At 61.0% G+C, this 19163-nt stretch carries 21 protein-coding genes and 1 tRNA gene; 10 read left to right on the top strand and 12 right to left on the bottom strand.

The annotated features are described in order from the left end of the window. Nucleotides 1–219: 219 nt before the first annotated feature. Nucleotides 220–594, top strand: a complete 375-nt coding sequence (locus VFG26_RS11175; RefSeq protein WP_325025263.1) for a hypothetical protein — start codon at nucleotides 220–222, stop codon at nucleotides 592–594. A 113-nt stretch (nucleotides 595–707) separates the two neighbouring features. Here the strand turns inward: VFG26_RS11175 and lipB are convergent, their stop codons facing one another. Beyond that, nucleotides 708–1412, bottom strand: coding sequence for a lipoyl(octanoyl) transferase LipB (gene lipB, locus VFG26_RS11170; protein WP_325025261.1), 705 nt, complete (start codon nucleotides 1410–1412; stop codon nucleotides 708–710). Nucleotides 1413–1665: 253 nt separating this feature from the next. On the opposite strand from lipB, the gene VFG26_RS11165 reads away from it, so the two are divergent. Beyond that, a tRNA-Leu gene (locus VFG26_RS11165) sits at nucleotides 1666–1752 on the top strand. 111 nt (nucleotides 1753–1863) lie between these two features. On the opposite strand, the gene VFG26_RS11160 is transcribed toward VFG26_RS11165, so the two are convergent. Continuing rightward, nucleotides 1864–3381, bottom strand: coding sequence for a Do family serine endopeptidase (locus VFG26_RS11160; RefSeq protein WP_325025259.1), 1518 nt, complete (start codon nucleotides 3379–3381; stop codon nucleotides 1864–1866). Nucleotides 3382–3653: 272 nt separating this feature from the next. On the opposite strand from VFG26_RS11160, the gene VFG26_RS11155 reads away from it, so the two are divergent. After that, nucleotides 3654–4199, top strand: a complete 546-nt coding sequence (locus VFG26_RS11155) for a DUF1269 domain-containing protein (RefSeq protein WP_325025257.1) — start codon at nucleotides 3654–3656, stop codon at nucleotides 4197–4199. An 18-nt stretch (nucleotides 4200–4217) separates the two neighbouring features. Here VFG26_RS11155 and VFG26_RS11150 read toward each other — a convergent pair whose 3' ends face one another. Next, nucleotides 4218–5258 (bottom strand): polysaccharide deacetylase family protein, encoded by a 1041-nt coding sequence (locus tag VFG26_RS11150; protein WP_325025255.1) that lies wholly within the window; start codon nucleotides 5256–5258, stop codon nucleotides 4218–4220. Nucleotides 5259–5472: 214 nt separating this feature from the next. Here VFG26_RS11150 and VFG26_RS11145 point away from each other — a divergent pair, with 214 nt between their 5' ends. Continuing rightward, nucleotides 5473–5913, top strand: coding sequence for a GNAT family N-acetyltransferase (locus tag VFG26_RS11145; protein ID WP_325025254.1), 441 nt, complete (start codon nucleotides 5473–5475; stop codon nucleotides 5911–5913). 6 nt (nucleotides 5914–5919) lie between these two features. Here the strand turns inward: VFG26_RS11145 and VFG26_RS11140 are convergent, their stop codons facing one another. The 5 genes from VFG26_RS11140 to VFG26_RS11120 all read right to left on the bottom strand — a co-directional run bounded on the left by VFG26_RS11140 (nucleotide 5920) and on the right by VFG26_RS11120 (nucleotide 10154). Then, nucleotides 5920–6843 (bottom strand): hypothetical protein, encoded by a 924-nt coding sequence (locus VFG26_RS11140; RefSeq protein ID WP_414653281.1) that lies wholly within the window; start codon nucleotides 6841–6843, stop codon nucleotides 5920–5922. 171 nt (nucleotides 6844–7014) lie between these two features. Then, the gene (locus VFG26_RS11135) at nucleotides 7015–8352 is read right to left on the bottom strand and encodes a hypothetical protein (protein ID WP_325025251.1); all 1338 of its coding nucleotides are present in this window, start codon (nucleotides 8350–8352) and stop codon (nucleotides 7015–7017) included. 93 nt (nucleotides 8353–8445) lie between these two features. Continuing rightward, the gene (locus VFG26_RS11130; RefSeq protein ID WP_325025249.1) at nucleotides 8446–9144 is read right to left on the bottom strand and encodes a hypothetical protein; all 699 of its coding nucleotides are present in this window, start codon (nucleotides 9142–9144) and stop codon (nucleotides 8446–8448) included. A gap of 12 nt (nucleotides 9145–9156) precedes the next feature. Further along, the gene (locus tag VFG26_RS11125) at nucleotides 9157–9648 is read right to left on the bottom strand and encodes an isoprenylcysteine carboxylmethyltransferase family protein (protein WP_325025247.1); all 492 of its coding nucleotides are present in this window, start codon (nucleotides 9646–9648) and stop codon (nucleotides 9157–9159) included. Between the two features lie 59 nt (nucleotides 9649–9707). Then, nucleotides 9708–10154, bottom strand: coding sequence for a hypothetical protein (locus VFG26_RS11120; protein ID WP_325025245.1), 447 nt, complete (start codon nucleotides 10152–10154; stop codon nucleotides 9708–9710). A gap of 143 nt (nucleotides 10155–10297) precedes the next feature. On the opposite strand from VFG26_RS11120, the gene VFG26_RS11115 reads away from it, so the two are divergent. From VFG26_RS11115 to VFG26_RS11105, 3 genes are read left to right on the top strand one after another with little or no spacing between them, the layout of a single operon-like run. Beyond that, on the top strand, nucleotides 10298–10768 hold the full coding sequence (locus VFG26_RS11115) for a hypothetical protein (protein ID WP_325025243.1): 471 nt from the start codon (nucleotides 10298–10300) through the stop codon (nucleotides 10766–10768). A 55-nt stretch (nucleotides 10769–10823) separates the two neighbouring features. Continuing rightward, the gene (locus VFG26_RS11110; RefSeq protein WP_325025241.1) at nucleotides 10824–11261 is read left to right on the top strand and encodes a DUF1489 domain-containing protein; all 438 of its coding nucleotides are present in this window, start codon (nucleotides 10824–10826) and stop codon (nucleotides 11259–11261) included. Nucleotides 11262–11286: 25 nt separating this feature from the next. Continuing rightward, a complete protein-coding gene (locus VFG26_RS11105; RefSeq protein WP_325025239.1) occupies nucleotides 11287–12393 on the top strand; it encodes a pyridoxal phosphate-dependent aminotransferase in 1107 nt (368 codons plus the stop codon). Here VFG26_RS11105 and VFG26_RS11100 read toward each other — a convergent pair. Beyond that, nucleotides 12384–13052, bottom strand: a complete 669-nt coding sequence (locus VFG26_RS11100; RefSeq protein WP_325025237.1) for a TetR/AcrR family transcriptional regulator C-terminal domain-containing protein — start codon at nucleotides 13050–13052, stop codon at nucleotides 12384–12386. The genes VFG26_RS11105 and VFG26_RS11100 overlap by 10 nt on opposite strands. Nucleotides 13053–13127: 75 nt before the next feature. On the opposite strand from VFG26_RS11100, the gene VFG26_RS11095 reads away from it, so the two are divergent. Then, complete coding sequence (locus tag VFG26_RS11095; protein ID WP_325025235.1) at nucleotides 13128–14306, top strand: MFS transporter; 1179 nt, start codon at nucleotides 13128–13130, stop codon at nucleotides 14304–14306. Nucleotides 14307–14396: 90 nt separating this feature from the next. Continuing rightward, on the top strand, nucleotides 14397–14705 hold the full coding sequence (locus tag VFG26_RS11090) for a hypothetical protein (protein WP_325025233.1): 309 nt from the start codon (nucleotides 14397–14399) through the stop codon (nucleotides 14703–14705). Between the two features lie 65 nt (nucleotides 14706–14770). On the opposite strand, the gene glnA is transcribed toward VFG26_RS11090, so the two are convergent. Beyond that, a complete protein-coding gene (gene glnA, locus VFG26_RS11085) occupies nucleotides 14771–16180 on the bottom strand; it encodes a type I glutamate--ammonia ligase (protein ID WP_325025231.1) in 1410 nt (469 codons plus the stop codon). Between the two features lie 106 nt (nucleotides 16181–16286). Continuing rightward, on the bottom strand, nucleotides 16287–16625 hold the full coding sequence (locus tag VFG26_RS11080; protein ID WP_290978897.1) for a P-II family nitrogen regulator: 339 nt from the start codon (nucleotides 16623–16625) through the stop codon (nucleotides 16287–16289). A 290-nt stretch (nucleotides 16626–16915) separates the two neighbouring features. Between VFG26_RS11080 and VFG26_RS11075 the strand changes: the two genes are divergently transcribed. Beyond that, nucleotides 16916–18484 carry an NAD(P)H-hydrate dehydratase gene (locus VFG26_RS11075; protein WP_325025225.1) on the top strand — a complete coding sequence of 523 codons (1569 nt, stop codon included), beginning with the start codon at nucleotides 16916–16918 and terminating at the stop codon, nucleotides 18482–18484. Here the strand turns inward: VFG26_RS11075 and VFG26_RS11070 are convergent. After that, the gene (locus tag VFG26_RS11070; protein WP_325025223.1) at nucleotides 18481–19041 is read right to left on the bottom strand and encodes a thioesterase family protein; all 561 of its coding nucleotides are present in this window, start codon (nucleotides 19039–19041) and stop codon (nucleotides 18481–18483) included. The genes VFG26_RS11075 and VFG26_RS11070 overlap by 4 nt on opposite strands. Nucleotides 19042–19163 lie beyond the last annotated feature (122 nt).

Raw genomic sequence — 19163 nt, 5'->3', positions numbered from 1 at the left:
CAAAACTCATCTATCGAAATTTTCGATATCACCAAACGTCAAATTTCGTTTGTGCATTGACTTGAATCTCATCAATGTCAATGCGACCTGACTCAATGTCGGGTCGACAGACGTGCGTCTGTCAACGTTGCAAACGGAAGGACGATCTAAAATGGCTAAAGCTGCAAAGAAAGCCGCCAAGAAGGCTCCTGCCAAGAAGGCAGCTAAGAAGAAGAAGTAATGAATTTCTGCCGCGATCGAACGAGCGGCCGTTTTGACCTTCTGGCTCTTACGGTTCGCACGATCGCAGTTCTTCTTATGACCTCGGCTGCATCAGCAGCCACGATTACCAATCGGGGGGATAAGGAGGTCAAGCTCACGATCACCCAGGGCTCGTCTCCTCAAGACGTGGTTCTGCCACCAGGTAAGGTGATTGACGGGGTCTGTCAGAAGAGCTGCATCGTCCGCCTCAACGATAACGCGAATGATGAGTACGAACTTGAGGGTTCGGAAAACGTCTCGGTCGAAGAGGGATTTCTCTACTACGATTCTTCCGAAAAGGGGCTCGCGCCGCCCGCTGGCAGCGCCCCGAAGAAGGAGAGGGACAACAAGTAGAGAAAAGGTTGCGGCATCGCCTGTTTGGCGCTTGTGTCCCCCCTTGGATACAGGCGCCTTTTTCTTTTTGCGGCGGAGCTTGGCACCGCCACCCGCCAACTCATTTTTTCGGCTTAGATTTCAAGCTCGTTGCTTTCAATGGGCCGCGTCGGCCCGAATAGGCGCTCGAAGCTTCCACGCAGTGCGACGTCCACGTCGTAAAGCGTCACCGGCAGGCCTAGGTCGGCGAGGCTCGTGACGCCGTGTTCGCGGATACCGCAGGGTACGATCCCGCCGAACTGAGAGAGATCCGGATCGACGTTCAGGGCGATGCCGTGGCTCGACACCCATCGGCTGACGCGAAGCCCGATCGCAGCGATCTTGTCTTCGACCGCTTCGCCCTTCGACGGCCGGCGGACCCAAATGCCGACCCGGTCACGCCGCGTTTCGCCCGTGATGTTGAACGCGGCCAATGTGGCGATGAGCCATTGCTCCAGATTGGTGATGAGGCCACGGATATCGCGACCGCGCGTTTCGAGATCCAGCATAATGTAGGCCACGCGCTGGCCTGGGCCGTGATAGGTGAACTGACCGCCCCGGTTGGTTCGATAGACCGGCAGCGCTCCCGCGTTCAGGAGATCCTCTTCCTTCGCGCCGGTACCCGCCGTGTAGAGCGGAGGATGCTCGAGGAGCCAGATCAGTTCGTTTGCCCGGCCATCCCGAATCGCTTCGGTGCGGCGTGCCATCACATCGAGGGCGCGATCGTAATCGACGTAGGCGTTGCTGATGGCCCAATCGACGGCGGCAGGCGAGCTTGCAATCGATATTTTGGATGGCATCGGCATTTGATCTAGATGGTTTCCGCGAGCCGGGAGCAGCGTGAAATCGCGTTTTCAAGGCCATTTCCGGCCGTTTCAACCGCGGCAATGGTGACGCCCGCATTATATAGAGTGAGTCCGAGCCCAATGTTCATACGCCCCTGGCAAACTGCCGCTTGCGTTTGTGAGAACGCTCTGTTACGTGGGCGTTCTTCGCGGAAAGAGGCAGCGCCAAACGCCCTTTCGCGATCTCCGGATCCTTCGGGTCTGAACTGCGGTTGTGGCGGAATTGGTAGACGCACTACCTTGAGGTGGTAGCGCTGGAAACGGCGTGGAGGTTCGAGTCCTCTCAACCGCACCATCATCTTTCAAGTGCTTATGTACTTGATCACGGCTCAAAGAATTCGGAGCCGTCTGTCAGCTTTTGACAGGCGGCTCCTTTTTCTTTTCCAGCAACAAAACTCAGCTGCGCCTAGACGGTGGGGATTGCGACGTAGCGCGCGCCCCCTGCAGTCTTCAGCTGCATGAGTACGGCACGCTTGCTCTGCTTCTTCGCTTCGCTCAGCGCCTTAGTGACGTCCCGCGGGCCGGACACGGTCTTGCCACCGACCGACAGGATAATGTCGCCCTGTTGGATGCCCTTCTGGGCGGCCGCACCGTCCGGGTCCACGTTCACGACCACTACGCCCTCGGAGCCCGCGCCCTGCACCTGATCGGCGGGGGCGAGCGTCATGCCGAGCTTCGTATCGCCTCCAGCGGAACGCTTCAGCTGAGCCGTCCGCTCACGCGGAAACGTGCCAACCTTGAGATCGATCGTCTTGGCTTGTCCATCGCGGACAAGGCCGACCGAGATCGATTTGCCCGGCGATATCTCGGCGATCGTTCGTGCAAGATCGCGGCCGTCCTTGATCGGCTTTCCATCTACGGAAACGATGACGTCCTGCGGCTTGATGCCTGCGGCGATTGCCGGTCCGCCGGTCTGCGGCTCGTCAACCAGGGCGCCCTTGGCCTCTTTCAGTCCGAGGCTGTCGGCGATGTCGGGCGTCACGGGCTGAATCGAGACGCCAATCCAGCCGCGAACGATCTGGCCGGATGATTTCAGCTCATCGGAAACGCGCTTTGCTGTTTCGGCTGGAATGTCGAAGGCGATGCCGACCGAGCCGCCGGATGGAGAGAAGATGGCCGTGTTCACGCCGACGACTTCGCCCCTTTGGTTGAACGTCGGGCCGCCTGAGTTGCCTTTGTTGATCGGGGCGTCGATCTGAATGAAGTCGTCATAGGGGCCGGCGCCGATGTCGCGGCCGTTGGCCGAGACGATGCCGGCCGTGACGGTGCCGCCAAGTCCAAACGGGTTGCCCATGGCGACGACCCAATCGCCGACGCGGGGCGCGGCCTCGGCGAAGCGCACGAACGGAAACTCAGAGGGCCCCTCGACCTTCAGGAGGGCGAGGTCAGTCTTCGGATCGGTGCCAGCCACCCGCGCCGGATAGCGCTTGCCATCTTCCATCGCGATTTCGACGCTCTTGGCGTGGTCAACGACATGATTGTTCGTGATCAGATAGCCGTCGCCGGAGATGAAGAAGCCAGATCCCTGCGCCTCCAACATGCGATGGCGAGGCTTGGCGTTGCCATCGTCCGACTGCGGCATGAACTGGCGGAAGTCGAAGGGCAGGCTTTGGGGATCGTCTCCGGGAGTGTCCGAGGTGTCGCCCATGTCGTCGACCTGGTCTGCTCTGACATAGACTGAGACGACGGCCGGTTTTACGCTTTGGACAAGATTTGCGAAGCTCGGCTCACTGCCGCTTGCCTGGTGGGCGGTGCTGAGGTCGATCGCGGGCGTCACGGCGGGGGAGCCGGGACCCATATTATTGTTGGCGAAGACTGCGGTCGCGCCGAGCGCCGCAATAACGGCAGCGCAGGCCGCCAACTTTCGTTTATGCGAGGCGATGGGACCCTTTGCATGCGGGGGGCTTACCGTCGTGTCATCCATCTTCGTCGTTCCTGACAAAAGGGGCGTGTGCGCACGCGGCGCACCGGGGGATGGTAGGATCCTGCCTGCGCCAATCTTTCCGGAAGCCGTCCAACGCCTTAAAATTCAGAAAGCTAGGCGAATGCTCTGCCGCTTCGAGGGTGATGATTAACGCAACGGTGCTTCTCCACCTGCGTCTGCCAGCTGCTCCAATTTGATCGATTTCCTTGGCGATGAAGTTGGATCATCGGGCGCAAAATCGGTCCGGCCGTCCAAACGCTGGAGACAACGCCATGTCCGATCTCGTCGTCATCGTCTATCCGTCCGAGGCGAAAGCCGAGGAAATGCGCACGAAGCTTTTGGAGCTTCAAAACGAGTATCTCATCGACATCCGCGACGCCGTCATTGCGGTCCGGCGCGAAGACGGCAAGGTGAAGCTCAATCAGCTGATGAACACGACGGCTGCGGGCGCGATATCCGGCGGCTTCTGGGGGACGCTCGTTGGCTTGATCTTCCTGATGCCGCTCTTAGGCGCGGCCGTCGGCGTAGCCTCGGGTGCGCTGGGAGGAGCACTCGCCGACTTTGGCATCAACGATGACTTCATGAAGAAGCTTGCGACGAAGCTGACGCCGGGAAGCGCCGCGCTCTTCGTGGAGATCCGCAAAATGACTCAAGACAAGGTCTTGGAAGCTATCAAAGGGACGGGTGGGGAGCTTCTGCAAACGTCGCTCAATCATACGAAGGAGCAGGCCTTGCGCGAGGCGATCTCAGCGCACGTGCCGCCAGCCGCGGAGACGTCGACGCCGCCACCTAGTCCCAATCCTAGTCCATCGATTTGAGATTTAGCGGCCGTCCGCTCAATTGAAGAAGGAAGGCCAGATCGATTCCGGCTCCTTCGGCTTCACAGCCTTTTTGCCTTTCGCCGAATGCTCGCCTGACAAGCCCTCGATGATGGAAGGTTTCGTCGAGACCTTCTTATCGTGGCTGGCCTTGTGCCGGTTGGCCGGCACAGCCACAGCGGCGAGGTCGGTCTCGGGGTTTTTGGCCTGCTTGGCTGCCCTTGCGGCGAGAGCTTTGCGAGCGGCCTCGTCGTAGGAGGCGATCGTCTCCGTTTCGCCTTTGGGCACGAAGTGGACGACCTTGTAGCCGCGCTCATGAAGCTCGTTCAGCAGGCCGGGAAGCATCGCCGCTGTCGAGGCGTGAATATCGTGCAACAAAATGATGCCCTTCTTGGCCGCCGCGAGCTGGGTGAGAATACGCTGCTGCACGATCTTCGGGTTGCGCGACAGATAATCCTTGGAATCGACGTCGATCCAAATGGCAGCGATGTTCCGGCTCTTGAGATAGCTCTCCGTCTGCTTCGTCGAGTTCAGGTACGGAAAGCGGAAGAGCGGAGCGACGGGCGTTCCCTTCGCCTGCGATACGGCCGAGACCGACGCTTCAATCTCCTGCTCGGCCTTGGCCTGCGAGACCGCCTTCAGGTTTTTGTGTGACCAGGTATGGGAAGCGACGGTGTGGCCCCCCGCAGCAACTTCGCGCACCATCGCTGGATCGGAGAGCGCCATTTGGCCGACCATAAAGAAGGTCGCCTTCGTGCATTGGTCCGCGAGCGCTTTCAGAATGGGCTTCGTCACCGACCGGGCCGGGCCATCGTCAAACGTCAGGACGACTTCGCCGTCGTTGAGAAGGCGCTGGGCGCCACGCATGTCGCCGCCGACATTGATGCCGTTCGCGGGATCTATTTCGACCACACGCGACACGCCGAGGCGGCTTGTGTCGCCCGCGCAAGCGTCCAACTTGACGGCATCGCCGGCTTCGAACTCGGCTGAGACGGGATCGAGCGCTGCAAGCGCGATCAGCGGCACGAGTGCCGCGATACCAATGAAAAGCTGCCGCATATCCTCGCCCGTCCCCAATCCCTGGTGGCCTTGTACGGGTGAGCATATGAATGTTCAATAAATGGGCATAACCGCGCTTCGATCGGCTTAGTCCCTGTTACTGAATAGCCGCGATTAGGCGGAGCCAGCCTGGGCAAGGACTTCGCGCATGGCTGACATGGCGCGCTGGCTGCTCCATAGAGCGTGCGGGAAACTCATCGGAAAGGTGCAGAGGATGACGGTCAGCGTCCGGCCGGTTGTGGCGAGCGATGAAGAAGCGTGGCTGAAGCTCTTTCGCGATTACGTCGCCTTCTACAAGGCGAGCGTGCCTGAAGAGGTCATCGCTCAGACGTGGCGGCGTCTTCTGGCCCAAGAAGACAACATGATGGCGCTTATCGCTTGCGATAGTGGCGGGCGCGCGCTGGGGATCGCGGCTCTCGTCTTCCACCGGTCGACATGGTCGCCCACCTGGTACTGCTATCTGGAAGATCTGTTCGTAGCTCCAGAGGCGCGCGGGCAGAGCGTCGGGCGCGCGCTCATCGAAGCCACCTATGCGGAAGCCGACCGGCGCGGCGTGGACCGCACGTACTGGGCAACGCAGGACGACAACACGACGGCACGCCAGCTTTACGATCGCGTCGGCCGGCTGACGGAGTTCGTGCAGTACCGGCGATGACCGGCGTCAGACGAGGCTGTTGATGTGATCGAAGAGCTCGACGGCCTGCGGATAGGCGCCAAGGATCTGCGACATCTCACCCGATAGTTCGCGCAGCCGCGCTTTCTGCGCCGCGGTCGGGGTGCCCGCGCGCATAAGCAACTCGAGTTCGGACAGACGCTGTTCGAGATGCTGGGTGCCCGCCTGCCGCGCGTAGAAGCGGTGCATTTCGACAATGGCGGGCAGGACGCCCGTGTAATCGATGAACGAGTCCGCGGCGGGGGCCGAGCTGGCGGCGCCGTTCAGAGCCGATGCCAATGAAGGCTGGGCGCGTTGCGGCTGCTGCTGCGGGTGTTGCTGCGGTTGCGGTTGAGGCTGACGGGGCGCCGGGCCTGCGTGCTCCGCGGGCTGTCGCGGCCGTTGGCCCGCAGTTTGAGGATTGCGATCAAGCGTGTTGCCGCTGGCGCCCGGCTGCGCTCCGTGCCCTCCAGTCGTCACGTGTGGCTGGTTGGACTGATGGCCGCCACCTTGCGCGCCTCCGAGTTGATCTATCTGGCCGCGTTCGAAGTTGACGTTGAACGTCATGTTCTCGTCGTTGCGGTTGATCTTCTCGGTGAGGATGCTGCGCACTTCGTCGAGGATCGTGCGGTCGGGCGCGGCGAAGCGCGACAGCGTTCCATCGTTGGTCGAGATCAGCAGATAGTGCGTTTTGTCTTCAGGACGAATGGCCAAGCCGGCAAAGCCAAGAGCGATGAAACCCAGAACGACCGTTGCTCCTGTCGGAGCCAAGGGCCCCCAAGAGAAGTCGGGCCGCATCGAACCCAAGGTCATGACGAGAAACAAGGCCGCGAGCAGCCAGAAGAGACCTACCGGCCTCGGAATGACGTGCGCGCCGACACTCACCGTCGAAATGTTGGAAATTGCGATGGTGCGCGTCGGTGTCGACAGCACCCGTCTATCGATACGTAGCTGCGCGAAAGTCTTCGTCGCCGCTGCGCTCTCTCTAATTCTGCCGGAGAATGCCATTGCATGCCTGATCATGGGACTACGTAATAGTCCGAGCAGGAACATAGTCGATGCGGCACGGAAACAGAAGCCTCAGCCTCCGGTTACACAAGGTTTTCAGCTCGCCGGAACGTCGAGCTTGCGCGTCAAGTCTTCGAATTCCCTGCGCAACTCTTCGCTTTTGAAGATTTGGTCGAAACTCGGCGCCTCGAGCTTCTGGATGGCTTCAAAGGATGTCGAGCTTTCCCGAATCAGATTTCGGAGCTGCACGCTGGCTTCGACGGTCTCGTAGGTGTTGTCGGCGATCTTGAGATCGTGCGTCGCCTTGAGGCGCGCGCCGGCGATTTGTTCGCGCTGTTGCTGCAGATAGCGCCGGTAGGCCTTTGCCGCTTCGTCGGCGACCTGCTGGCTTGCGCGATTGGATTCCAAGGCTCGCTGCTGGTCCGGGCGGTTTTCGGCCTTCATCAGCTCAGCCGTTCGCGCTCGTGCCGCGGCTATGTCGGCGATGATGGCCTCGAGCTTGGGCAGGTACTGAGTGTCTATTTTGGTGATCGTGGCGTCCTGGGCCTGCACGAGCATCGCGAAAAGCGCGGCGTGCATGGCGAAGTAGCGCCGGGCCGCTTCCATGTTGTCGCCGGTCGTGCCGATGAGTTTTGCCAGCTGGGCGTCAATTGTCTTGGCCGCGTTGAACACGGCAACAAGCCGGACGAGGTCGCCTGAGAGGACGCTGTCGAGCAAGAGATCAAGCTGATCCGGAGCAAGCTCGATGCCGGAGTTTTTCAATGCGGCGGCGATTTCGGCTTTTTGATTCTTGATCTCGACGCGGTTGGCTTCGATGCGCTTTTTGTTCTCGGTGATCTGATCTTCGATCGAGGCGATCGTGTCATTCAGGATGCCGGGCAGCGTCGCCTCTGTCGGCGCGATGAGCTGCTTTTCCTTCAGCTTGACGTTGGCGTCCTCGAGTTCGCGGATGTTGTGGCGCAAGGTCTCGAGCCGCTTTTGCACGTCGACGACGGGCGCATCGGTGACGATGGCAAGCGCGGCGTCCAAGAGGTTACTGACCTTGGCGTTGCGATCTTCGCGCGTCTCCTTCCAGAAGGGCGGGATGATGTACTCGTCACGGCTTGGCAGTTTGCTTGCGCCCACGCGCGTCGTGGCCGCATCGCGCAGGATTGAGTCGATGGCTGCCATCAGCGCTTTGGCCTGCTCGTACTGCTGATCGCCGTCGCGCGGATCCGCAATTTCGGGGGGCGGCGGCTCAGCGGGCGTCGACGGCTTCTTGGTCGGATCGATCGCGTTTGCGGCAGCGTCTGCTGCGGGTTTGCCTTCGACCTTCTTCAGCCAATCGGCTATGGCATCGCGCTTGGCGGTCTGCGCCTGAGCACCGGCCGACAACGCCATCATCAAAATAACCGCGAGATATCGAGCCCCTGCGGGTCCCTGCTTTGCCGACATCGACGCCTCCACAGCCGCAATGGCGCGAAAATTCCGGCAAATCAATGGTGCCGTCCGTTCACGGTAGATGCAATCTAAACGGATGCGGTGATCCTAGCGCGCAGCCGCCGCCTGGATGAGCCGCAGAAAGTCCTCATCGATCAAGCGGACGTCATTCAACACCAGCATTTCGCGAAAGGGCGCGGCGGTCTTACTTGCGGGTTCGGCAGGTTTGCTGCGCTTGGCGCCAGCGGGGCCGAAGTTCGCGTAGAGCCGCAATTTCTGCGGGGCGGTATGCAGGGCCGCGAACGGATTTGGCGCCGACATCATGATGAAGACGCCACTTGCTGAGGTTTCCGTGCCGGGTACGGCACGCCTGATCTCGCGGATCACATGCTCGGCAAGGGGCCGCAAGCCTTTGGCTTCGCTCAGGAGATGTTGGATTGAATCACCGCCCGTGCCGCCCGCTTGAGGTGGCGGCGAAGCGGGTTGCTGCGGCTTCCAGTTGCTGAAGGGGCGAGCGCGCGCGGGCGGCTCGTCGCTCATGTCTCTCGGTGCGGGCCTGCGGCTCGAAGGGAGGGGCCGGCTGCTGTCCTCGGCATAGATGAGGCGGCCATCGTTGTGATGGATGCGCTCCAGCCACGAGGCCCACTGGAACTGGAAGCCCTGGTGGCGCAGCCAATCGATGATGTCGTTGCGTTGGCTGTGGCCGCTTTCCGCGATGGCCGCCATCCAGCCCGCAAGATCGCGGCCCGTGTCTTCGGCGAGACCCGCTATAAATTCACGTTCCTTTTCGGCGAGGTCGCTGCTCATGGCGGTGAAATATCAAATCCAGCGCCGGGTGCGGGATTTATAGTCTCTGTAGGCGTCGCCGAAGATCGCTTCCAGGCGGCGTTCCTCCGGAATGATCTGGAGCGCCGTCACGAGAACAGCGAATACGGCTGCCGCCGCTACAAACCAGAGCGATTTCGTGATCTCGGCTGCATAAAGGAGCAGCAGGACTTCGCCAAGATAGATAGGGTTGCGGAAGCGAACGTAGGGGCCCGTGGTCACGAGCGTTGTCGGTGTCTTGTTCGGCATAATCGTCGTTCGATGCTGAACAAGGGCTCTCATCGCGAAGACGATCAGCAGCAGACCGAGGATGCCAAAAGCCCAGCCCAGCCAGCGGGCCGGGGAGTCATCCGTTCCGGTCCACGGTAGCGGAGCCCAGACTGTCAGCGCCCAGGCCAGAACGGCCACGACTGCCAGCAGCAGGGGCGGCCAGGGAACGGTCGTTTCGGGCACGACAGAAGAAGCGGACGTGTTGGGCTCGGTCATGCGACTATCTTAACGGCTATTGCCGTCATGGTCAGCCGATCGCGACCGCACCCGGGCCGTTATGGCGCGGGTGTGGCGGTGGGGGATGCCGCAGCCGGTGTCTTCTTCTTTTTGGGAGCGGGGACGGTCGGTACCGGCGTCTGATGCGGGTCCTTCTCCTGCAGCTCTTTCTGCAGATCGTAGCTTTTGCAACCCATCGTCACGAGCCGTTGGTTGTGGGCCTGCAGCCACTGGATATCGGCCGCGTGGGCGCCTTGCGGGTCGATCCCGTGTGCCTGATTGCCGAAAGTCGCCGCCATACCGGCCTGTATGCCGCGCGCGAGGCCCGAGGCCTGATTGTTGCTGTCGAAATCGCGCAATTGCAGAATGCGCACTTGCATCCGCCCCGAAATCTGTTTGCAATTGAGTTTGTCGTCGGGCGTATCCGGCTTCGGCTTCTTTGCGAAGGCCGCTGAGGGCAGGGCAGCCGCCAAACAGAGCAGGGTGAATAGTGCTGTTGATCGCATCGCCAGTCGCCATAATGGTTCGTGTATCAGCCCATAACATATCCGCGGCAGTCTGAAGGCAAACCGCTGGTACAGGTGAGCGGGCCGCAGACCGGATCGCCGGTTCACGCCGGCTCGCGAGATCACGCGGTTGGGGGCCATCTTTGAAACGGGATTTTGAAATGCTGAATTGCCGGACGTGGGCAGCAATCGTGGCTCTTGCGGCCGTGCTGACGGCAAGTCCGCCGGCCGTCGCTCATGAAGAGGGCCAAGACAATGGACCAACCCATTTCATTTGCGATTTCGCCAAGGGTTACGCTTGGACCTATGAAGAGGGTAAGTACCGGTCAGAGCCGCCCTCGGAACTGAAGCTCGAAATCGGCAGCATCGATCTCGACCATCAGTCGGCATCGCTCATCATCGATGGGCAAGGGGGCGCCGATCTCAAAATCGTGCGTGCGATCAACGCCAACCATTTCCTCGAGGTGGTCAACGAAGGCTTTCTGAATCTCACGACTATTTATGACCGGGACGCCGCGACTGGCAAATATCCCGCCGTCCATTCCCGCCACTTCGGCCTATTTGGCCAGCCAGTCTTTGCTCAGTATGCCGGAAGCTGTGTCGCCCAGCCGTGATCTTCATGTGGAGAGCGGGTTGCCGTCGCGGCTGTGCTGATGCAAAACGCTGCGCATGACTCTGCACCTCGTCAAACTGTGCGTCGGCGCCCAATCGATCGAAGATCTGGCCGCCTGGCAGTCAGGTCATCGCCGCTATAAGGCGCGGGACGGCAACAGCTATGTTTATCATCGCACATTTCAATCGCCGAAACGCCAGGCTGAGCTGCTCGACGGCGGGTCGCTTTATTGGGTGATGAAGGGCGTGATCCTAGTCCGGCAGCAGCTTGCCGGATTTGAGGAGGGGACCAAGGACGACGGTTCTCCGTGCTGCCTTCTTCTTCTTGCGCCGGAACTCATTCCTGTGCGGCCGACGCCGCGGCGTGCGTTCCAGGGCTGGCGATATCTCGCGCACGACGATGCGCCTGCCGATATGGCCCAAGGCAAGGGCAATCAGATCGCGTCCATGCCGGCAGACATGCGCAAGAAGCTTGCCGACCTCGGTCTCATCTAAACGCCAAGCAGTGCAGGGTCCATCGATGTCACGTCCTCCTTTCACGCCCACGGTTGCAGGCCTGCCGAAACTTGTGCCTTTCGTCGGTCCGGAAGCGATGGAACGCGTGCGCGGGCGGCCGTTTCGGGCGCGGCTTGGCGCGAACGAAAGCGTGTTCGGCGCATCGCCTAGCGCCGTTGCCGTCATGCGGGATGCCGCAGCGGAAAACTGGCGATACTCCGATCCGGAAAATTATGAACTGCGTGCGGCTATCGCCGCACATCATAACGTGCCGATGGAGTGCGTGGTTGTCGGCGAAGGGATAGATGGTCTGTTGGGGCTTACGTGCTCGCTCTTTCTGACGCCCGGCAAGAGCGTCGTGACGACCGACGGCGCGTATCCCACTTTCAATTTCCATGTTCTGGCCCATGGCGGGAAGGTGCATGCGGTTCCGATGCGCGGCTTTCGCGAGGATGTGCCCCGTCTCATCGAGACGGCGAAGGAAACCGGCGCGCCGCTGATCTACGTATCCAATCCCAATAGCCCGATGGGAACGTGGTGGGGCGCGAGTGATGTTGAGGAATTCATTGCCGCGCTGCCGCCAGAGACGCTGCTCATTCTCGATGAGGCCTATTGCGACACGGCGCCCGAGCCGACATCTCCGGCCATCGACGTATCGAACAGCCAAGTGATCCGATACCGGACCTTCTCAAAGGCCTACGGCTTGGCGGGGGCGCGCATTGGCTACGCGCTCGGCGAGCGGAGCACGATCGAAGCCTTCGACAAAGTCCGCAATCACTACGGCATCAACCGCGTCGGTCAGCTTGGAGCCCGTGCGGCGCTGCTCGATCAGGCTTACCTGCGTCAGGCCGTGGCGCAGATTGCAATCGCGCGCACGCGGATTGCTGCGATCGCCGCTGCCAACGGTCTTTCGTCGCTTCCGTCGGCTGCAAGTTTCGTTGCGATCGATTGCGGAGCCGACGGCCCATTCGCTGCGCGTGTGCTGGCGGGCCTTCTGGAACGTGACATTTTCGTGAGAAAACCCGTCGTGAAGGGGCTAGAGCAGTTCATCCGCGTGTCGTGCGGGCGAAAAGAAGATCTCGACCTCTTCGCCTCAGCGCTGGCGGACGTGCTGGCCTCGGTTCACGCGTGATTAGCGAATGGGGCGGGGTTGGCGTGCACCTGCGCTTCGATGCCGGAGATCAGAATGTTGATCGCGGCCTCGAATACGTCGTCCTCGCCAAGGGTTGCGAACGTCGGCATCAGCTCTTTCGTGAGCGGCAGATCCGTCTGCTCTTCGACTTCTTTGATGACTTCGGCGCTGGGCTTGTCGAGCAAGCCGCCGGTTTCGCCCGCGCACACGCCGAGCACGGCGGCGTAGGTGGCGCATCCGACCGCCGGAATGTCGGCTTCCCGCAGGCCCGCATCGTAAAGCGCCTGATGCCAGGCTTCGGCGATCTGAAGGTCGCGCGGTCCCGTGGTCCAGAAGCGGAGCAATAGCGGGAAGGCATTGGGATAACGCTTGGCGACCTGACGGTAGGATTTCGCCATCGCCTGCAAACGGGCCTGCCACTTCACCTGCAACTCGGGAGGCGACACTTCCTCATGCAGGCGATCCGCGATGGCCCGTTCCAGACCCTCCTTGGAGCCGAAGCGATAGCTCAAAGTCGCCACGTCGCAGCCGATGGCGCGCGCGGCGCATCGAAGCCCGAAGCCCTCGAGGCCGTTGCGCTCGACTTCCAGAAGCGATGCGTGAACGAGGTCGGCTTCGATGAGACCTCTCTGCCCGCGGCTATGTTTCTTTTTCATCATTGTTGAAATTGCGCTTGCGCCCCGCTAAGTCAAGTCTTATTCCAACACTGTTGAAATACAAGGGAACCGCACGGAATGTCGTCAACCGTTGCCAGCCAATTCACCGCTCGCGAGAGAATGCTCAGTCTCGCGGCTGTATGCTCGACGTCCTTCGGCATCGGCATTTCGTTCGGCATCGGCTTTCCGCTCACCTCGCTCACGTTCGAACTCTGGGGGCAGCCCAGCTGGATGATCGGGCTCGCCGGTGCGGCGCCGCCACTGGCTATTCTTCTGGCTCTGCCAATTGCACCTTATTTGATCGACAAGCTTGGGTCGGTCCAGGCCATCGTCGTCGGGTGCATGGTCGGTGCCTTAGGCTTCCTTGCGCTCGGACTTTTCGAACAGCCCTGGGCTTGGCTTGTTATTCGCGTTCTGATGAGTGGCGGATTTGCCATTCCGTGGCTGGCCGGGGAGACGTGGATCAATCTGATCGCGCGTGAAGAATCCCGAGGCCGCGTCATTGCCCTCTACGCGGTCCTTTTCTTCTCCGGCTATGCGGTCGGCCCGATACTTCTCCAAGGTCTCGGAATTGTTTGGCCTTGGCCGTTTCTGGCCGCTGCCCTTGTGACAGCGCTGTCGGTGTTGCCCATCGTCTGGGGACGGCGGCTCGCACCACCCATGGCCCACAGCAAAACGGGTGGCGTTGCCGCCGCGATGCGGCTCTCTCCCGTGTCGATGATCGGCGCTTTCATCGGCGGATTTTCCGAAATCACCATTCTTTCGTTGATCCCCAATGTGGCGCTCGCCGGCGGATGGTCCGAACAAATGGCGCTCGCCATGCTCACCACCACAACGGTGGGCGGGGTCCTCCTTCAATATCCTCTCGGCTGGCTATCGGACGTCGTGTCCCGCTTCGCCGTGATGATAGGCTGCGTGGTCAGCTTCATTCTCTTGACGCTGGCGCTGCCCTTTGTGCTGAACAACACGTTCGCTGGATTGGCGACGGCGTTTCTCATCGGCGGCGTCATTCTGGGGTTCTATGCGGTGGGCCTTGCCATCATCGGCGAGCGCGTCACGGGTGCTGATCTCACCGCCGCCAACGCCGCCTTCATCATCCTCTACCAATGCGGCGGCCTCATCGGTCCGGTCTTTGCGGGTGTTGCGATGACGGATCACGCCGTCCACGGCTTCGTTGCCGTGGTTGTCGCAATCATGGTCCTGTCTGGTGCGGGGATGCTCTATTTCAACCGTGTGGAGCGCCGCCGCGAGCAGTGATGGCTCACATCATGGTTAATCGTTTATTTGCGTCTTAAGCGTTAGGCTCGGGCAAGGTTCAACGTAGCGGATCTTGTTTCCGAGCCGGCCATGATCGTGCGGTCCATCTTGTCGTTCTTCTCCGTGCTCGCGTTCGGCGCGATGACGGCGGCTGCTTTCTTTGCGCTGGCGCCCTGGTTCTCCGATCATCTTCCCGAGAGCGTGCGGTCGCTCATCCAGGCATTGGAGTTCAACTCGCTGATCATCGGGCTGGTGCTCGGCTTGTCGCTCGGCGCTGCCGGCCGCTGCAACTGGGCCGACATTCCGCGCCGTATCGTGACGTGGTTCCTCGTGCGCGAGCAGAAGTTTTTCTATTACACGCTGATCGCGGCCTGCGGCGCCGTGCTGTTCTTCTACTGAGCGGGCAGCAAAAAAGGCGGCCTTTGCAAGCCGCCTTCTCGTATTCGAAACCGATCTGTTGAACGTCAGACCGAGTAGTACATGTCGTACTCGACCGGATGCGGGGTCATCTCGTAGCGCATGTTCTCTTCCATGCGCAGCGCGATGTAGGCATCGATCATGTCGTCGTTCATGACGCCGCCTGCTTTGAGGAAGTCACGATCCTTGTCGAGGCTGTCGAGAGCTTCGCGCAGCGAAGCGGCGACCGTCGGGATCTTGGCAAGCTCGGCCGGCGGCAAGTCGTAGAGGTTCTTGTCCATCGCCGGGCCCGGATCGATCTTGTTCTGAATGCCGTCGAGGCCGGCCATCAGCATCGCCGTGAAGGCGAGGTAGGGGTTCGCACCCGGATCCGGGAAGCGGACTTCAATGCGCTTCGCCTTCGGGCTCGTGACGTGCGGAATACGGCACGATGCGGAGCGGTTACGCGCAGAGTAAGCCAGCAGAACCGGCGCTTCGAAGCCTGGCACCAAGCGCTTGTACGAGTTCGTCAGCGGGTTGGTGAAAGCGTTGATGGCCTTCGCGTGCTTCAGGATGCCGCCGATGTAGTACAGGCAGATCTGCGAGAGATCAGCGTACTTGTCGCCGGCGAACATCGGCGTGTTGCCCTTCCAGATCGACTGGTGGACGTGCATGCCGGAACCGTTGTCGCCATAGACGGGCTTGGGCATGAACGTTGCCGTTTTGCCGTAGGCCTGGGCGACGTTGTGCACGACGTACTTATAGACCTGCATGTGGTCGGCCATCGTGATCATCGGGCCGAACTTGACGCCGAGCTCGTGTTGAGCGGCGGCAACTTCGTGGTGATGCTTTTCGACGGCGACGCCCATTTCCGACAGAACGGACAGCATTTCAGAACGGATGTCCTGGGCGCTGTCGATCGGGGGAACGGGGAAGTAGCCACCTTTCACGCGGGGGCGGTGACCGAGGTTGCCCGTCTCGACGTCGGCGCCCGAGTTCGAGGGCAGTTCGCCGGAGTCGACCTCGAAGCCGACCGAGTACATGTCGGTCGAGAAGCGCACGTCATCGAAGATGAAGAATTCGGCTTCCGGTCCGAAGTACACTTTGTCGCCAATTCCAAGCGACATCATGTAGGCCTCGGCCTTCTTGGCGATCGAACGCGGGTCGCGCTCGTAGGGCTGGCCCGTGGAGGGTTCCAGCACGTCGCAGAAGATAGCAACCGTCGTCTGCGCGAAGAACGGATCGATATGGGCCGTTGCCGGGTCGGGCATCAGCGTCATGTCGGAGGCTTCGATCGACTTCCAGCCGGCGATCGAAGAACCGTCGAAGGCGTAACCGTCGGTGAACATGGCTTCGTCGACGCAGCTCACGTCGGCGGTGACGTGCTGCATCTTGCCTTTGGTGTCCGTGAACCGAAAGTCCACGAACTTGGCTTCCTTGTCCTTGATAAACTTCAGGACATCATTTGCGGTTTTCATAGACACTCCCCTGTCCAGATGTCTCGTTGGGGCTCACGCATGCCGGATCATTGGGCCAACAAAGGCCAGGTCAGGCGCGGCCAGCTTTTTTTATAGGTCTTTCTTATCAGATGGCATCACGGCCGGATTCACCGGTGCGGATGCGGATAGCGTCTTCGATGGACGAGATAAAGATCTTACCGTCGCCGATGCGGCCTGTCTTCGCGGCCTTTTGGATGGACTCGATGGCCTTGTCCAGCATGTCGTCGCTCAGAACGACTTCGATCTTCACCTTCGGCAGGAAGTCGACGACGTATTCGGCACCCCGGTAGAGCTCGGTGTGACCTTTTTGGCGTCCGAACCCCTTGGCTTCGATGACGGTGATGCCTTGCAAGCCGATTTCTTGTAGCGCTTCTTTTACTTCATCGAGCTTGAAGGGCTTTATAATCGCTTCGATCTTTTTCATTTTCGCCCCTTAAATCGCGGACAGCATGTCGTTTCAGAACCCACGCCCGCCCAGTGGCCCGAAGGCTAGCAGAGGCCGTGCCATCAGCGGCGTTTTTGAAAAACGCCTGTCCTCTCAGCTACTTAGCGTGTTATCGCGGCTTCGGAGGCCGTCGCCGTTTGCTTAATAAGCCTAAAATTCGTGCCCGTTGTGAAAATTTCCGGCGAGGTCTCTGCCCAATTCGATTGCAGGGCCTACATCGCTAGTCTCGCGGGTTGGTCATTACAACATCTTCCCTCCAGGAACACGCAATGAATGAGTTGTTGACGCCCGCCGAGACCGGGCAAGCAGATCGGCTCGCCGAGGCTCAAGGGATCGCGAGCCTCGACCTGATGGCGAAGGCCGGGAAGGCCGTCGCCGATGTCGCGACGCTGATGACGCGCGGTCCGGATACGCGCATCGCCGTTTTGTGCGGTCCGGGAAACAACGGCGGCGACGGCTTCGTTGCTGCACGACACCTGCGTGACCACGGCTTCGACGTGCGGGTTTTTCTGCTTGGCGATCGAGCTGCGCTGAAAGGCGATGCCGCCGAAATGGCGCGCCGCTGGCCGCTGCCGATCCGGCCGGCGACGCCCGATGCGCTGCAGAGCATGCATCTCGTCATCGATGCTCTTTTCGGAGCGGGGCTGTCGCGTGCGCTTGAAGGCGACGCTGCGGAGCTCGTCGAAGCCGTGAATGCCAGCGGTCTGCCGGTGCTCGCGGTGGACGTCCCGAGCGGCCTTGATGGGGCAAGCGGGGAGCCCCGCGGCGTGGCGATCAAAGCGCGCCGCACCGTTACGTTCTTCCGCAAGAAGCCCGGTCACCTTCTCATGCCGGGGCGAGAGCTTTGCGGCGAGGTTACGGTCGCCGACATCGGCATTCCCGAAAAGGTGCTCGAAACTTTGCAGCCGCGCCTGCACGAGAACGGGCCGGTGCTGTGGCTCTCCGACTTCAACTGGCCGAAGGATGGCGGTCATAAATATCTCCGCGGTCACGCGGTGATCGTCTCGGGCCCGGCGCTGCAGACGGGTGCCGCCCGGCTTGGCGCACGCGGCGCTCTAAGAGTAGGCGCCGGTGTCGTCACGATGGTCGGGAATGCGGCGGCCACGGCGATCATCGCCACGCAGATCACATCCATCATGGTGCGATCCGTGTCCGGTGCTGCCGCGTTGTCGGAATTCCTGCGCGATGAGCGCCGAAATGCGGTTCTCATCGGTCCCGGCGCATCGATTGGCCCGGAAACGGCTGCCGACGTTCTGGCTATTCTCAAATCTTCTGCCGCCACCGTGCTCGACGCAGACGCGCTGACCTCCTTTGCGGATCCTGAGGACAACGGCGATCGTGCCGAGGCGAGCATGGGTTTTCTGGCGCGAAACGGCGGTCGCGGCCCCTTGCGGCCGGCCACGCTGTTCGAAGCCATCAAAGCGCGGAAAGCGCCGGCCGTGATGACGCCGCATGAGGGCGAGTTCAAACGGCTGTTCGGCGAGCTTTCCGGCTCCAAGGTCGAACGTGCGCGGACGGCGGCGGCGCAATCCGGCGCGATCATCATTCTCAAGGGAACGGACACGGTCGTTGCGGCGCCGGACGGTCGCGCCGTCATCAATTCGAATGCGCCGCCATGGCTTGCAACTGCGGGTTCCGGCGATGTGCTCGCGGGCTTTGTGACGGGGCTCCTTGCTCAGCACATGCCGGCCTTCGAAGCGGCTGCAGCTGCGGTGTGGCTGCATGGGGAATGTGCGGACGCATTCGGCATCGGTCTCATCGCCGAAGATCTGCCGGATCTCCTGCCCGGCATTCTGCGGAAGCTGCATGAGGCCTCGGAGAGTGCTGCCCGGCGCTAGGTGGTCACGCGGCCGACCTGCTTCAGCCGATCATCGGCATGCAGGAAGGCTTCGACCTCGGGCGTGGACGGCGGGCTCACTTCGTATACGCCGAGGAGCGCCATCAAGCGGGAGACTTCGACGAACTTCTTTTCTTTGCGGTCATAGAGGCCGCCTTTGAATAACGCGCGTGCTGCGACCTGTCCGTCACGCTTGCCACCAACGATGACGAAGGTTTGCTCCATCACGACGAGCGCTTCGTCCCAGCAGAGGAGGCGGGTTTCGAGCCGGAACTTCTGAAACGGTCGCAGTTCGCGCTGGAAGCGTATGGTGACGGCGCTGGCGATCGGGGTCCAACGGTGGTTCAGCACTTGCCGCCACAGGCCAGAGCGCACCATGAAATCGAGGCGCCCGAGATCCATCATCGTCAGATAGCGGCCGTTGTTCATATGGATCGAGATGTCGAGATCGTGCGGCCAGACGCGGAAGAACAGCGAGGAGGCTTCCCGCGGTATATCAAGGTGGCCACGGCCCTTTGCCGTCAGCAGAACCCATATGAGCCTGAGCCAAAGGTTCATGGTGGGGGTCTCCGGAGCAATTTACTCTGGCCACGTTGAGCAGCATTTACGTATGCGTCAATTGGGCGGACAGCCGCTTGGCGGATTTGGCCGTTGTCTGCCCGAGGGTCACAATGGCACGC

This window comes from Hyphomicrobium sp. (assembly GCF_035687085.1).
Lineage (GTDB): Bacteria > Pseudomonadota > Alphaproteobacteria > Rhizobiales > Hyphomicrobiaceae > Hyphomicrobium_B.
Note: the sequence above shows the minus strand (reverse complement) of the source record. Positions and strands in the feature narration are given on the sequence as shown.